The sequence below is a fragment of the Leifsonia sp. NPDC077715 genome (assembly GCF_040686855.1).
Lineage (GTDB): Bacteria > Actinomycetota > Actinomycetes > Actinomycetales > Microbacteriaceae > Leifsonia.
In genome coordinates, this window is sequence record NZ_JBFBOG010000003.1 from 1 (window position 1) to 13,019 (window position 13,019).

Consider the following 13,019-nt stretch of genomic DNA (forward strand, 5'->3'; position numbering starts at 1 on the left):
GCCTATAGTTTTACTGAACAAGTTTATTCAAAACTCTGACCTTGGTTATTCTTATTAATTATTATTAAAAAGACAAATAATATATTTAGTTTATTTGGTTAATATATATTCGTTTGGATAGGTATATTTAGATGAAATACTGAACATATATATTAAGGTTATAATGGTTTTATAATAAATGAATGCTATTATAAAATAATATAAAGGTATTATAAAAATAAAAATTATATGGCATTTTTTTTAATTATATATATTTTGATGAGTGAAATGAGAAGAAGAAGCATTTAGGGGCTTACTTTGAGCTAAGCTACATAAGTTTGTTTGCAATTTAAATGGGGCTTAATCACTTTATAGGCAGTTAAGAGATATAGATTATTTTATTAATTTTCAGTATTTAAGCTTTAATAGAGTTGTTAAATAAAATAATAATACTTTTAGATTAAAAGAGCAAATTGAATAAATGAATCTAAAATAATTATTACATATATTTAAAAAAGTTATTTAGTTTTAAAAAAATACCCCAGCTAAATTGTGGGGCATTTAAATTAATAACGATTAGTTTTCATCAATTGATGAGTGTGTTTCGGTTTGTTCTAAAATTCGAGTTACAAGAAGTTGGTCAATTTTAAAATGGTCGACATCGACAACTTCAAATTTATATCCACCAAATTCCACAAAATCTGCTGGACGTGGAATTTTGCGTAAACGGTACATCATGAAACCTGCAAGCGTCTCATAGTTTTCTTCATCAGGCATTTCATCAATTTCAAGAGCATGTCTTAGGTCATCAATTGGTGTGCTGCCATCAATTAACCATGAGTTATTATCACGTTTAATGATTTGCTGTTCTTCTTCAATAGGAGTAACCCAATCACCCATAACTGTAATCATGATATCGCTTAATGTAATCACTCCGACAACGAGTGCATATTCATTGATAACGACAGCAAATTTTTCTTTTGTAGAACGAAAACGGTCAAGTAGTTCAGAGAGTGTGAGAGTGTCGGGAATCATGAGTACAGTACGAATGGTAGACTCATTTAATTGAGTTGGTGATTGATTATTTAAAATACGTACTAAGAAATCTTTAGCATCAACATAACCAATAACCTGATCAATATTTTCATTACACACTAAAAATTTTGAGTAAGGATATTCTGCTAATTTTTGACGAATACTATCTTCATGTTCGTTTAAGGTGAAATAAACAACGTTCTCGCGTGTCGTCATGCTTGAAGGTACAGTACGTTCTTCTAGTTCAAAAACATTCTCAATAAAGTGGTGTTCTTGTTTTTGAAGTACGCCGGCTTGAGCACCTGCATCCATGACCGCTGAGATATCATCAAAAGTAATGTTGTCTTCGCGTGTTGTATTGACTTTAAACAAGCGAAATAACAGATTCGCAATAGCATTAATTCCCCAAGCTAAGGGTTTACATACCTTAATAAAAACTTGAATCGGGTTAATAACGCTAATTGCAATTTTTTCAGGTGCAATCATTGCCAAGCGTTTTGGCATAAGATCGGCAAATAAAATAAATAGAGAAGTTACTAAAGTGAAGGAGAGGGCAAAACCGATAGTCTGTGTCCAAGGGCCTTCATAAAAGCGATCAACTAAAGTGACGAAAAAAGGACGAAAAGCAGCTTCACCCAAAATACCGCCTAAAATTGCAACTGCATTTAGGCCAATTTGAGAAGCTGCAAAAAAATCGGCAGATTGTTCTTGTAGATCAAGTACTTGTTGGGCACGTTCTTAGGTCGCGACCGACGAGAGCAACCTCGTGGTCCGCGCCATCGCGCACACCTTCGATGCGGTCGGCGTCCCGCTGCCCGGCCTGAACCTGCGCGCGCGCAACAGCATCCCGCACGGCCGGGGAATGGGCTCCTCCGGCGCGGCGATCGTGTCCGGCATCATGGCGGCCAAGGGACTGCTGGAGGGCGTCGTCGACCTCGACGCGCAGCAGCTGCTGGCGCTGGCGAACGACATGGAGGGTCACCCCGACAACGTCGCGCCCGCCCTGTTCGGCGGCCTGACGATCGCGTGGGTGACGCCCGACGGCCCGCGCTTCAAGAAGCTGATCGTGCACCGCGGCGTCTCGCCGCTCGTGCTGGTCCCCGAGCATGTCATGTCCACCGCCCTCGCGCGCAGCCTGCAGCCGCAGTCCGTGCCGCACGAGGACGCCGTGTTCAACGTCTCCCGCTCCGCACTGCTGGTCGCGGCCCTCATCCAGAGCCCCGAGCTGCTGCACGCGGCCACCGAGGACAAGCTCCACCAGAGCTACCGCGCCTCGGCCATGCCGGAGACCGACCGGCTGATCACGCTGCTGCGCGAGAACGGCTTCGCCGCCGTCGTCTCGGGTGCGGGGCCGTCCATCCTCGTGCTGGGCAGCGACCCGAGCCAGCGGCTCGCGGCCGCGAAGCTCGTCGAGGAGGCCGCGCAGACCCGCTGGCAGCCGCTCATGCTCGCCGTCGACTTCAAGGGCGCGACGGTCGTGCGCACCGAGTCGGCGCGTGCTGACACACCGGCGGCCTAGCGTCCGGAGCGTGTCGTCCAAGGTGGTAAACTGCACTCGCACCCGTGAAGAACCCGCGTCACGAGCGAATCCAGCTTTCCGGGTGATCTCCTAGCAATCATGCCGTCACTCCTGCCTGCCCTTCAGGTTCTCCTCTCGCGGGAACCGAAGAGGGCGACGTAGCGCGGATCAGAACGCAGCACGTACCGGCAGTTCATGTGACGAAGCTTCACAGACGGCGCGCAAGGGCGCGCCGGGGGAAAGGATCCTCTTCCGTGACTGATGTCGAACTCCACGCCGGGGGCGTGGACACCAGCGACCTGACCTCGCTCAAGGTGGCGGAGCTGCAGGCTCTCGCCGCCGAGCTCGGGCTCCAGGGCGCAGGCCGGCTCCGCAAGGGCGAGCTGGTCGAGGCGATCGCCGCTGCACGTGCAGCGGGCGCTCCGGCCGACGCCGCCGAGCCGGCCCTTCTCGAGACCGCCGAGGTGGAGGCGCCCGCCGCCGCCTCGCAGGTGCTCACCGAGCCGCTGATCGCCGAACCGCTCATCGCAGAGCCGGCCGGCGCCGAGCGCGTCGAGCCCACCGTGGGCGACCCGGTGCTGCCGCCGGCCGACTCCGCGCAGAGCGCCGAGGCCCCGACCGGTGACCAGGCCGGCTCCGAGCCGCGCCGCCGCGGCTCCCGCCGCGTGAGCAGCCCCGACGGCACCGGCATCGCCGCGCCCGTCGCGACCGGCTCGCACGTCAACTCCGGCGCCACCGGCGTCGACTCGCTCATCCCCGACGTGGATGCGCTGCTCGACTCCGCGCTCGCCTCCCGCGAGCAGGCCCGCGGCCAGCAGAACGGCCAGAACGGCGAGCAGGGCCAGGGCGGCGGACGCCGTCGCCGTGGCCGTGGCGGCCAGAACGCCCAGAATGGCGAGCAGGGTCAGGCCGGCCAGGAGCAGCAGAACGGCCAGCAGGGCCAGGATGCCGCGCAGATCCAGGGCGACCAGGCCGACCAGCAGGGCGAGCAGGGCGACGGCCAGAACGAGCAGCAGGGCTCCGGCCGCAACCGCCGCAACCGCAACCGCAACAAGAACAACCAGCAGCAGAACGAGCAGGGCCAGCAGAACCAGCAGGGCCAGCCGAAGGACCTGCAGCAGGGCGGCCAGGGCCAGCAGACCCGCGGCCAGAACGCCCAGAACCAGCAGAACGACCCCGAGGGCGAGCGCGGCGGCCGCTACCGCGACCGCAACCGCAAGCGCCGCGGCGGTGCCGCCGGCGACGAGTTCGAGCCGGAGCTGACCGAGGACGACGTCCTCATCCCGGTCGCGGGCATCCTCGACGTGCTCGACAACTACGCGTTCGTCCGCACCACCGGCTACCTGCCCGGTGCGAGCGACGTGTACGTCTCGCTGGGCCAGGTCAAGAAGTACAACCTGCGCAAGGGCGACGCCGTGGTCGGCGCCATCCGCCAGCCGCGCGACAACGAGAACAACAGCCGCCAGAAGTACAACGCGCTGGTCAAGGTCGACTCCATCAACGGGCAGACCCCGGAGGAGGCCGCGGCGCGCGTCGAGTTCGGCAAGCTGACGCCGCTCTACCCGCAGGAGCGCCTGCGCCTCGAGACCGAGCCCAGCAAGGTGACCCAGCGGATCATCGACCTGGTCGCCCCGATCGGCAAGGGCCAGCGCGGCCTCATCGTCGCGCCGCCGAAGGCCGGCAAGACCATCGTGATGCAGCAGATCGCCAACGCGATCACCGCCAACAACCCCGAGGTGCACCTCATGGTCGTGCTGGTGGACGAGCGTCCCGAAGAGGTCACCGACATGCAGCGCACGGTGAAGGGCGAGGTCATCGCCTCGACCTTCGACCGTCCCGCCGAGGACCACACCACCGTCGCCGAGCTCGCCATCGAGCGCGCGAAGCGCCTCGTCGAGCTGGGCCACGACGTGGTCGTGCTGCTCGACTCCATCACCCGCCTGGGCCGTGCGTACAACTTGACCGCTCCGGCGTCGGGTCGCATCCTCTCCGGTGGTGTGGACGCGTCGGCGCTGTACCCGCCGAAGCGCTTCTTCGGCGCCGCCCGCAACATCGAGCACGGCGGCTCGCTGACCATCCTCGCCTCGGCGCTGGTGGAGACCGGCTCCAAGATGGACGAGGTCATCTTCGAGGAGTTCAAGGGCACCGGCAACATGGAGCTCCGCCTGTCGCGCCAGCTGGCCGACAAGCGCATCTTCCCGGCCGTCGACGTCAACGCCTCCGGCACCCGCCGCGAGGAGATGCTCATGGGCCAGGACGAGGTCAAGATCACCTGGAAGCTGCGCCGCGCCCTCGCCGGGCTCGACCAGCAGCAGGCGCTCGAGATCGTCCTCGGCCGCCTCAAGGAGACCTCGAGCAACGTCGAGTTCCTGATGCAGGTGCAGAAGTCGATGCCGGCGCCGACCAACGGCCATGGCAACGCGCACTCGCACGGTCACGAGAACGACCACCGCTAGCTGCGATCAGCGCCCGTCCGCCCTGCCACGCGCAGGGCGGGCGGGCGCTTCGTCGTTCCCCGGCCTCCCCTCGGCAGAAAGAAGACCCCCATGTTCGAATCGGTGAACACGCTCATCGCCGAGCACGACGACCTGCAGCGCCAGCTCTCCGACCCCGACCTGCACAGCGACCCGGTGCGCTCGAAGAAGGTGAACCGGCGCTACGCCGAGCTGTCGCGCATCGTCGCGGCTTACAACGAGTGGAAGCAGCTGACGGACGACCTGGAGGCCGCCCGCGAACTGGCGGCCGAGGACGCCGCGTTCGCGGAGGAGATCCCCGGGCTGGAGGCGAGCCTCGCCGAGTCGTCCGAGAAGCTGCGCCGCCTGCTCATCCCTCGCGACCCCAACGACAGCCGCGACGTGATCATGGAGATCAAGATGGGCGAGGGCGGGGCCGAGTCGGCGCTGTTCGCCGGCGACCTCCTGCGCATGTACCTCCATTACGCCGACTCGCGGCGTTGGAAGGCCGAGATCATCGAGCAGACGTCCAGCGATCTGGGCGGCATCAAGGACGTGCAGGTCGCGTTCAAGGGCAGCTCCAGCGACCCGGCCGAGGGCGTCTGGGCGCACCTCAAGTACGAGGGCGGCGTGCACCGCGTGCAGCGCGTGCCGGCCACCGAGTCGCAGGGCCGCATCCACACGTCCGCCGCCGGCGTGCTCGTCTTCCCGGAGGTGGACGAGCCGGAGGAGGTCGAGATCAACCCGAACGACCTCAAGATCGACGTGTTCCGGTCGTCCGGCCCCGGCGGCCAGTCGGTCAACACGACAGACTCCGCGGTGCGCATCACGCACGTCCCGACCGGCATCGTCGTGTCGATGCAGAACGAGAAGAGCCAGCTGCAGAACCGCGAGGCGGCGATGCGCGTGCTGCGGGCCCGCCTGCTCGCGCGCCAGCAGGAGGAGGCGGACGCCGAGGCGGCCGAGTTCCGCAAGGGCCAGATCCGCACGATGGACCGCTCGGAGCGCATCCGCACCTACAACTTCCCCGAGAACCGCATCGCCGATCACCGCACCGGCTACAAGGCCTACAACCTCGACGCCGTCATGAACGGCGCCCTCGACCCTGTCATCGACAGCAACATCGCGCTCGACGAGGAGACCCGCCTGGCCGACCTCGCCAACGACTGACCCACCCCATCGAGTCCGCACAGAGTGCACGCGACACGCCGTAGGAGCGTGCACTCTTCGTGTACTCGACGGTGGGCGGCTGTCAGCGGAGGGCGGTGGTGGCCCGGTCGCGGGTGGTGAGGTCGCGGTGGGTGGCGGCGGCGCGCCAGCCGTCGGCCGTCAGGAGGTCGCGGATCGCGGCGCCCTGCAGTTCGCCGTGCTCGAGCACGAGGGTGCCGCCGGGGTGGAGCAGGCGCCGGGCCACGCGGGAGATCGTGCGCACCACATCCAGGCCGTCCGGTCCGCCGTAGAGGGCGGCGTGCGGGTCGTGGAGGCGCACCTCGGGGTCGCGGGGGATGGCGTCGTCGGGCACGTACGGCGGGTTCGAGATCACGACGTCGACCGTCCCGTCGAGCTGCGGGAGGGCGTCGGCGAGGTCGATGAAGACCGGCGTCAGGTTGGTGGCGCCGACCTCGTCGATGTTGCGACGCGCCCACATGAACGCCTCGGGGGAGTTCTCCACCGCGTAGACGCGGGCGTGCGGCACCTCGGTCGCCAGCGCCAGCGCGATCGCGCCGCTGCCCGTGCCGAGGTCGACCGCGACCGGCTCGGGCGACGGGACGGCGCGCAGCGCGTCGATCGCGAACTGCGCCACCTGCTCCGTCTCGGGGCGCGGGACGAAGACGCCCGGCCCCACGTTGAGCTCCAGCGACCGGAACGGCGCCCGGCCGGTGATGTGCTGCAGCGGCTCCCGGGCGGCGCGGCGCTCGACCAGCTCGCGCAGCCTCTCGGCGTCCGTGGCGGACACCGCGGCATCCATCACCACCAGCGCCTGGACGCGGCCGCGGCTCTCGCCGAGCACGTGGCCGAACAGCAGTTCGGCATCCACCTCCGGGTCCGGGACACCGGCGCGGGCGAGCAGGGCGACGGTCTCGTCGCGGAGGGCGCGGGCGGAGCGGGAGGAGGGGGCGGGTTCGGGATTCATCGCCTAACGAGCCTACCCGTCACAGACCTTCCGTGTTCGCCCACGACGTCTAGAGTGGTGACGCGCTCCCATCCGTCACGTCGCCCAAGGAAGAGGACCATGTCCGGACACATCTACGCCAACGTCACCGAGGCCGTCGGCCGTACTCCGCTCGTCCGGCTGAACCGGCTCGCCGAGGGGATCGACGCGACCGTGCTCGCGAAGCTCGAGTTCTACAACCCGGCCGCGAGCGTGAAGGACCGCATCGGCGTCGCGATCATCGACGCCGCCGAGAAGGCGGGCGCCCTGCGGCCCGGCGGGACGATCGTGGAGGCGACCAGCGGCAACACGGGCATCGCGCTCGCCATGGTGGGCGCTGCCCGCGGCTACACCGTGATCCTGGCGATGCCGGAGACCGCGAGCAAGGAGCGCCGCGTCGTGATGCGCGCGTTCGGCGCCCAGGTCGTGCTGACCCCGGGCCCCGATGGGATGCGCGGAGCGGTCGCGCGGGCGCAGGAGATCGTCGACACCACCGAGAACGCCATCTGGGCCCGCCAGTTCGAGAACGAGGCGAATCCGGCCATCCACCGCGCCACCACGGCCGAGGAGATCTGGGAGGACACCGACGGCGGCGTCGACATCTTCGTCGCGGGCGTCGGCACCGGCGGCACCATCACCGGCGTCGGTCAGGTGCTGAAGGAGCGCAAGCCCGACGTGAAGGTGATCGCGGTCGAGCCGCTGGACTCGCCCATCCTGAACGGCGGCCAGCCGGGCCCGCACAAGATCCAGGGCATCGGTGCGAACTTCGTGCCCGAGATCCTCGACACCACGATCTACGACGAGGTCGTCGACGTCTCGCTCGACGACGCGCTCGACGTCGCCAAGAAGCTGGCGAGCGAGGAGGGCATCCTCGCGGGTATCTCGTCCGGCGCGATCATCTGGGCCGCGCTGCAGGTGGCCCAGCGCCCGGAGAACGCCGGCAAGACCGTGGTCGCCATCGTGTGCGACACGGGCGAGCGCTACATCTCCACCCCGCTGTGGGCCGACCTGCTGGACTGAGCGGAGTGCCGATCTTCCGGGCGCGCGAGGACATCCGCAACGCCCGCCGGCACGACCCGGCGGCGCGCGGCGATGCCGAGGTCGCCGTCGTCTACTCCGGCCTGCACGCCGTCTGGTCGTACCGGGTCGCGCACCGGCTGTGGCAGGCCGGCCTGCGCATGCCCGCGCGTATCCTGTCGCAGCTGACGCGGTTCCTCACGGGCATCGAGATCCACCCGGGCGCACGCATCGGGCGGCGCTTCTTCATCGACCACGGGATGGGCGTGGTGATCGGCGAGACGACCTGGATCGGCGACGACGTGATGCTGTACCACGGCGTGACCCTGGGCGGCCGGGGGAGCGGGCACGGCAAGCGGCATCCCACGATCGAGGACGGCGTCATCGTCGGCGCGGGCGCGAAGGTTCTCGGCGCCATCACGATCGGCGCACACTCGGTGATCGGCGCGAACGCCGTCGTCACCCGCGACGCCCCTGCCGACTCGCTCCTCGTCGGCGTCCCCGCGCATCCGCGCCCGCGCTCCGGCCACGAGCAGATCGCCGGCGACGACTGGATCGACCCCGCCATCTACATCTGACCCGCCCCCTCCGTCGAGTACACGAAGAGTGCACGCGACACGCCGTGTGGGTGTGCACTCTTCGCGTACTCGACGGGGGCGGATCAGCGGGCGGCGCGGTCGGCGGCGCGGGCGATGGCCTCCCGCTCGCGCTTGCGGGCCTCGCGGAGCTTGGACTCAGCCTCTCGGCGCGCCTTGGCGGCCTCGCGCACGGCCTTGTCGCGCGGGGCGGACTCCGGGCGGGGGACCGGCGCCAGGGGGGCGCCCTCGGCACGCGCGGCGACGTACCGCTCGATGCCGTCGAGGATGCGCTCCAGCCCGAAGGCGAAGTCGTCCAGGTCGTCGCCCTCCGCGTCCGCGTAGGTACCTGACGCCACCAGCGGCGCGAGGTCCGGGAACCGCTCCGGCGTGACCAGTTCCGCGAGCGCCGCCGTGAACGCCTCGCCGTTCGCCGGCGGACCGTCCGCCTGGCGCGACCGGCTCACGTCCCGCTCGACGACGCCGACCGCCCGCGCGTACGACGACAGCAGCAGCGCCGTCGACATCTTCTCGGCGTCGGTCAGCGGCAGCGTCCGCATCTCGCGTAGCCCCCAGTCGAGCACCGCGAGGTTGTTCGGCATGAGGGGGATGCCGCTGATCGGGATGTCGGGGAACCACGGGTGCTCGCGCATCACGTCGATCGTCGCCATCGACCACCGGCGAAGGCCCTCGCGCCAGTCGTGGTCGGCGGCACCACCGGCGAGCGCGTCATCCGGCGGGATCGGGACGGCGCACACCGCATCCTGCATCAGCGCAAGCACGTCGTCCTTGCTGGTGACGTACCGGTACAGCGACATGGTGGTGAAGCCCAGCTCGCTCGCGATGCGGCTCATGGACACGGCGCCGAGCCCTTCGGCGTCGGCGAGCTCGATGGCGGTGTCGACGATGCGCTCGACGCTCAGCTCGCGTTTCGGCCCGCGTTGCGGGCGTTCCGCGACGCCCCAGCTCAGCGCGACGGCGCGGGGGAGCACGTCCTCGACGTCGTCGGCCATCGCACCACCTTCCTGTTGACACCCATCCTAGAACTGTGTATCACTTAAACAACCGTATGCGGCATAAACAGTTTACGTGACACACAGAGAGGGATCACCATGAACCGACCGGCGATCGAGGTCACGGGGGTGCGCAAGTCCTATGGCGCGCAGACCGTGCTCGACGGCATCGACCTGCGCGTTCCGGCGGGCAGCGTGTTCGCCCTGCTCGGGCCGAACGGAGCGGGCAAGACGACGCTCATCACCATCCTGTCCACGCTGGTGCTTCCGGACGCCGGGCGCGTGGTCGTCGACGGCCACGATCTGGAGACCGATGCGGAGGGCATCCGTGGCGTCATCAGCGTCACCGGCCAGGCCGCGGCCGTGGACGGCGTGCTCACCGGCGAGGAGAACCTGCGCATGATGGCGCGGCTCGCGGGCAGTACGCCCGTCGAGGCCAAGCGGCGGGCGGCGGAGCTGATCGAGCGCTTCGACCTCCGCGACGCCGCCCGCAAGCGCGTCTCGACCTACTCCGGCGGGATGCACCGACGGCTGGACCTGGCGCTCAGCCTGGTCGCGACCCCGCCGGTCATCTTCCTGGACGAACCGACCACCGGCCTCGACGCCCGCAGCCGCCAGACGCTGTGGGACATCATCCTCGACCTGGCTCGCCGCGGGACCACGATCCTGCTGACGACGCAGTATCTCGAGGAGGCCGACCAGCTGGCCGACCGCATCGCGGTGCTCGACCACGGCGTGATCGTCGCCGAGGGCACGGCCGCCGAGCTGAAGGCGCGGGTCGGCGGCGAGGTCGTCGAGCTCCGGGATGCGCGCGGCGAGCTCGTCCGCGAGCTCCCGACCGACGGCAGCGTGGAGGCCCTTCGTACGGCGATCGACGAGCTCGACGCCCTCGGGGCGGCCGGCGGGGCCATCGGCATCCGCAAGCCGTCGCTCGACGATGCGTTCCTCGCCCTCACCGGCCAGCCCACCGCCTCCACCACGTCCACCGCATCCGAGAAGGAGGCCGTCCGATGACCACCGCAACGCTCACCACGCGCCCCGAGCGCGCCGTCACACCGCTCACCAGCGCCCGCGTCTTCGTGGGCCGCAGCATCCGCCACTCCCTCCGGGACGTCGAGGCGCTGACGATGGCGATCGTTCTGCCGGTGATGCTCATGCTCCTGTTCACGTTCGTGTTCGGGGGAGCGCTGGACCGCGACGGCGGCTACGTGCAGTACGTCGTCCCGGGCATCATCCTGCTCTGCGCGGGCTTCGGCGCCTCGAGCACCGCGGTCGACGTCGCGCAGGACATGAGCGACGGCATCGTGGACCGCTTCCGCACCATGCCGCTGCGTTCGCGCGGCGTCGTGACCGGCCACGTGGTCGCCAGCCTGCTGCGCAACCTCTTCGCGACGGGCGTCGTGATCGGGGTCGCGCTGCTGGTCGGGTTCCGTCCAACCGCGAACCCGCTGCAGTGGATCGGCGCCCTCGGCGTCGTCGCCCTGTTCATCCTCGCGATCACCTGGCTCTACGCCGGGATCGGCCTCGCCGCGAAGAGCCCGACGGCAGCGAGCGGCTACGGCTTCGCCCTGCTGTTCCTGCCCTACCTGTCGAGCGCGTTCGTCCCGACGGACACCATGCCGACCTGGCTGCAGTGGATCGCCGAGAACCAGCCCATCACGCCGATCATCGAGACGATCCGCGCCTTCCTGTTCGGCCGCGACCCGGGCGGCGACCTGTGGTGGGCGCTCGGCTGGTGCGCGCTCATCATCGTCGGCGCCTACGTCTGGGCCGCCTGGCTGTTCCGCCGCTCAGCCGCGCGCCGCTGATCCCCGCCATCGAGTCCGCGATAAGTGCACGCCCGCACGGCGTTTCGCGTGCACTTATCGCGGACTCGATGGAGGTGGGTCAGCGCGGGCGGGAGGCGAAGGCGTGGATGGCCGCGACCATGGCGTCGGTGTCGAAGGAGCCGTCCTCGCGCTTGACGAAGTGGTACGCCTGCATCCCGCAGGCACGGGCGCCCTCGACGTTGGCGATCGAGTCGTCGAACAGGATCGCGTTCTCGGGCTCGACCCCGAACCGCCCGAGCGCCCGCGTGTAGATGCGGCGCTCGGGCTTGCGCGCGCCCAGCACCGCCGACACCAGGTCGTTACCGCCGAGGACATCGACGATCTCGGGCGTCAGCACCGGCAGCGAGTCCTTGAACGGGATGGGGTTGTTCGAGAGCAGCGACACCGTCCCGAGCCCGGCGGCCTCCTGCAGTGCCTCGATCGCACCCGGGATGGGCGTCATCGCGGCTTTCCGGGCCTCCTGCCACTGCTCGAGCGTGAGCCGCGCGCCGGTGACCTCGTGGAACGCGTCCAGGTACTCCTCGCTGGTGGCGTACTCGCCGATCTCTGCCGCCCGCTCGAATCCGCCCGCCCACCAGGAGGAGGCGAGCCGGTACTGGCTCACACCTCCCAGCTGCGCGAGCTTCGGCAGGCGCTTGTGGAAGTCGTAGTCGTAGAGCGTCTTGTCGCAGTCGAAGAAGTAGACGTCCATCGACTCCAGTATCGTCCTCCCAGTCTGGGCGTCTTCCCCCCGGCTATCATTGACCCCGTCATGGCAACCATCTACGACTGCTCGGTCGACTCCGAGCTGCTCACCGGCATGCGTCTCGCCCGGGCGGCGATCGGACGCGGCGAACTCGTCGTCATCCCCACCGACACGGTCTACGGCGTCGCAGCCGACGCGTTCAACCCGGCGGCCGTCCAGCGTCTCCTCGACGCGAAGGGACGCGGCCGTCAGTCGCCGCCGCCCGTGCTGGTCCCGGGCATCCCGACGCTCGCCGCGCTCGCCGAACGCGTGCCGGACGAGGTGGATGCGCTGGTCAAGGCGTTCTGGCCGGGCGGCCTCACCATCGTGCTGCCCGCCTCCCCGTCGCTGGTCTGGGACCTCGGCGAGACCAAGGGCACGGTCGCGCTGCGCATGCCCGACAACACCATCGCGCTCGAGCTGCTGTCCGAGACCGGGCCGCTCGCCGTCTCGTCGGCCAACAAGACCGGCCTCCCCGCCGCCCGCACCGCCGCGGAGGCCGAGGCGATGCTGGGCGACTCCATCTCGCTCTACCTCGACGGGGGAGAGGCCGGCGACGCCTACGAGCGCGTCGAGGGCAAGGACAGCTCCTCGACCATCGTGGACGCCACCGCGCTGGCGTCGGGCTCGGGGGGTCTGCGCATCCTCCGCCACGGCGTCATCTCGGTCGAGCAGCTGCGGGAGGTCGTCGGCGACGCCCTCGCCGTCCCCTCGGACGCCTGA

11 protein-coding genes and 2 pseudogenes are annotated in these 13,019 nt (G+C 65.8%); 8 read left to right on the top strand and 5 right to left on the bottom strand.

Annotation, left to right across the window (positions count from 1 at the left end; all coding sequences use genetic code 11):
* Positions 1-555 precede the first annotated feature (555 nt).
* Together AB0P25_RS13710 and AB0P25_RS13715 are read right to left on the bottom strand one after the other, a co-directional pair.
* Positions 556-1,230 (bottom strand): hemolysin family protein, encoded by a 675-nt coding sequence (locus AB0P25_RS13710; RefSeq protein ID WP_363809301.1) that lies wholly within the window; start codon positions 1,228-1,230, stop codon positions 556-558.
* 66 nt (positions 1,231-1,296) lie between these two features.
* Positions 1,297-1,737: pseudogene (locus AB0P25_RS13715) on the bottom strand (CNNM domain-containing protein); the annotation flags it as partial.
* 19 nt (positions 1,738-1,756) lie between these two features.
* Between AB0P25_RS13715 and thrB the strand changes: the two are divergent.
* The 3 genes and pseudogenes from thrB to prfA all read left to right on the top strand — a co-directional run.
* A pseudogene (gene thrB / locus AB0P25_RS13720) lies at positions 1,757-2,533 on the top strand (homoserine kinase); the annotation flags it as partial.
* Positions 2,534-2,787: 254 nt separating this feature from the next.
* The gene (gene rho, locus AB0P25_RS13725) at positions 2,788-4,989 is read left to right on the top strand and encodes a transcription termination factor Rho (RefSeq protein WP_363808070.1); all 2,202 of its coding nucleotides are present in this window, start codon (positions 2,788-2,790) and stop codon (positions 4,987-4,989) included.
* A gap of 90 nt (positions 4,990-5,079) precedes the next feature.
* A complete protein-coding gene (gene prfA, locus AB0P25_RS13730; RefSeq protein WP_363808071.1) occupies positions 5,080-6,156 on the top strand; it encodes a peptide chain release factor 1 in 1,077 nt (358 codons plus the stop codon).
* A gap of 82 nt (positions 6,157-6,238) precedes the next feature.
* Here the strand turns inward: prfA and prmC are convergent, their stop codons facing one another.
* Entirely contained in the window at positions 6,239-7,120 is an 882-nt protein-coding gene (prmC, locus tag AB0P25_RS13735; RefSeq protein WP_363808072.1) for a peptide chain release factor N(5)-glutamine methyltransferase, read from the bottom strand.
* 99 nt (positions 7,121-7,219) lie between these two features.
* On the opposite strand from prmC, the gene cysK reads away from it, so the two are divergent.
* Both cysK and epsC read left to right on the top strand, forming a co-directional pair.
* On the top strand, positions 7,220-8,158 hold the full coding sequence (gene cysK, locus AB0P25_RS13740; RefSeq protein WP_363808074.1) for a cysteine synthase A: 939 nt from the start codon (positions 7,220-7,222) through the stop codon (positions 8,156-8,158).
* 5 nt (positions 8,159-8,163) lie between these two features.
* Positions 8,164-8,733: a serine O-acetyltransferase EpsC gene (gene epsC, locus AB0P25_RS13745; RefSeq protein WP_363808075.1), complete on the top strand. Its 570-nt coding sequence runs from the start codon at positions 8,164-8,166 to the stop codon at positions 8,731-8,733.
* 83 nt (positions 8,734-8,816) lie between these two features.
* On the opposite strand, the gene AB0P25_RS13750 is transcribed toward epsC, so the two are convergent.
* On the bottom strand, positions 8,817-9,743 hold the full coding sequence (locus AB0P25_RS13750; protein ID WP_363808077.1) for a TetR/AcrR family transcriptional regulator: 927 nt from the start codon (positions 9,741-9,743) through the stop codon (positions 8,817-8,819).
* Positions 9,744-9,842: 99 nt separating this feature from the next.
* On the opposite strand from AB0P25_RS13750, the gene AB0P25_RS13755 reads away from it, so the two are divergent.
* Together AB0P25_RS13755 and AB0P25_RS13760 are read left to right on the top strand one after the other, a co-directional pair.
* Complete coding sequence (locus AB0P25_RS13755) at positions 9,843-10,757, top strand: ATP-binding cassette domain-containing protein (RefSeq protein ID WP_363808078.1); 915 nt, start codon at positions 9,843-9,845, stop codon at positions 10,755-10,757.
* Positions 10,754-11,551: an ABC transporter permease gene (locus tag AB0P25_RS13760; protein ID WP_363808079.1), complete on the top strand. Its 798-nt coding sequence runs from the start codon at positions 10,754-10,756 to the stop codon at positions 11,549-11,551. Before AB0P25_RS13755 ends, AB0P25_RS13760 begins: the two co-directional genes overlap by 4 nt.
* Positions 11,552-11,630: 79 nt before the next feature.
* Here AB0P25_RS13760 and AB0P25_RS13765 read toward each other — a convergent pair whose 3' ends face one another.
* Positions 11,631-12,263, bottom strand: a complete 633-nt coding sequence (locus AB0P25_RS13765; protein ID WP_363808080.1) for an HAD family phosphatase — start codon at positions 12,261-12,263, stop codon at positions 11,631-11,633.
* 60 nt (positions 12,264-12,323) lie between these two features.
* On the opposite strand from AB0P25_RS13765, the gene AB0P25_RS13770 reads away from it, so the two are divergent.
* Complete coding sequence (locus tag AB0P25_RS13770) at positions 12,324-13,019, top strand: L-threonylcarbamoyladenylate synthase (RefSeq protein WP_363808081.1); 696 nt, start codon at positions 12,324-12,326, stop codon at positions 13,017-13,019.

What these genes read in the sequence shown, in the direction of transcription:
- AB0P25_RS13765 (WP_363808080.1), bottom strand. Translation starts at nt 12,263, where the DNA reads ATGGACGTCTACTTCTTCGACTGCGACAAGACGCTCTACGACTACGAC.
- AB0P25_RS13760 (WP_363808079.1), top strand. Translation starts at nt 10,754, where the DNA reads ATGACCACCGCAACGCTCACCACGCGCCCCGAGCGCGCCGTCACACCG.
- AB0P25_RS13755 (WP_363808078.1), top strand. Translation starts at nt 9,843, where the DNA reads ATGAACCGACCGGCGATCGAGGTCACGGGGGTGCGCAAGTCCTATGGC.
- prmC (WP_363808072.1), bottom strand. Translation starts at nt 7,120, where the DNA reads ATGAATCCCGAACCCGCCCCCTCCTCCCGCTCCGCCCGCGCCCTCCGC.
- prfA (WP_363808071.1), top strand. Translation starts at nt 5,080, where the DNA reads ATGTTCGAATCGGTGAACACGCTCATCGCCGAGCACGACGACCTGCAG.
- AB0P25_RS13710 (WP_363809301.1), bottom strand. Translation starts at nt 1,230, where the DNA reads ATGACGACACGCGAGAACGTTGTTTATTTCACCTTAAACGAACATGAA.
- cysK (WP_363808074.1), top strand. Translation starts at nt 7,220, where the DNA reads ATGTCCGGACACATCTACGCCAACGTCACCGAGGCCGTCGGCCGTACT.
- AB0P25_RS13770 (WP_363808081.1), top strand. Translation starts at nt 12,324, where the DNA reads ATGGCAACCATCTACGACTGCTCGGTCGACTCCGAGCTGCTCACCGGC.
- AB0P25_RS13750 (WP_363808077.1), bottom strand. Translation starts at nt 9,743, where the DNA reads ATGGCCGACGACGTCGAGGACGTGCTCCCCCGCGCCGTCGCGCTGAGC.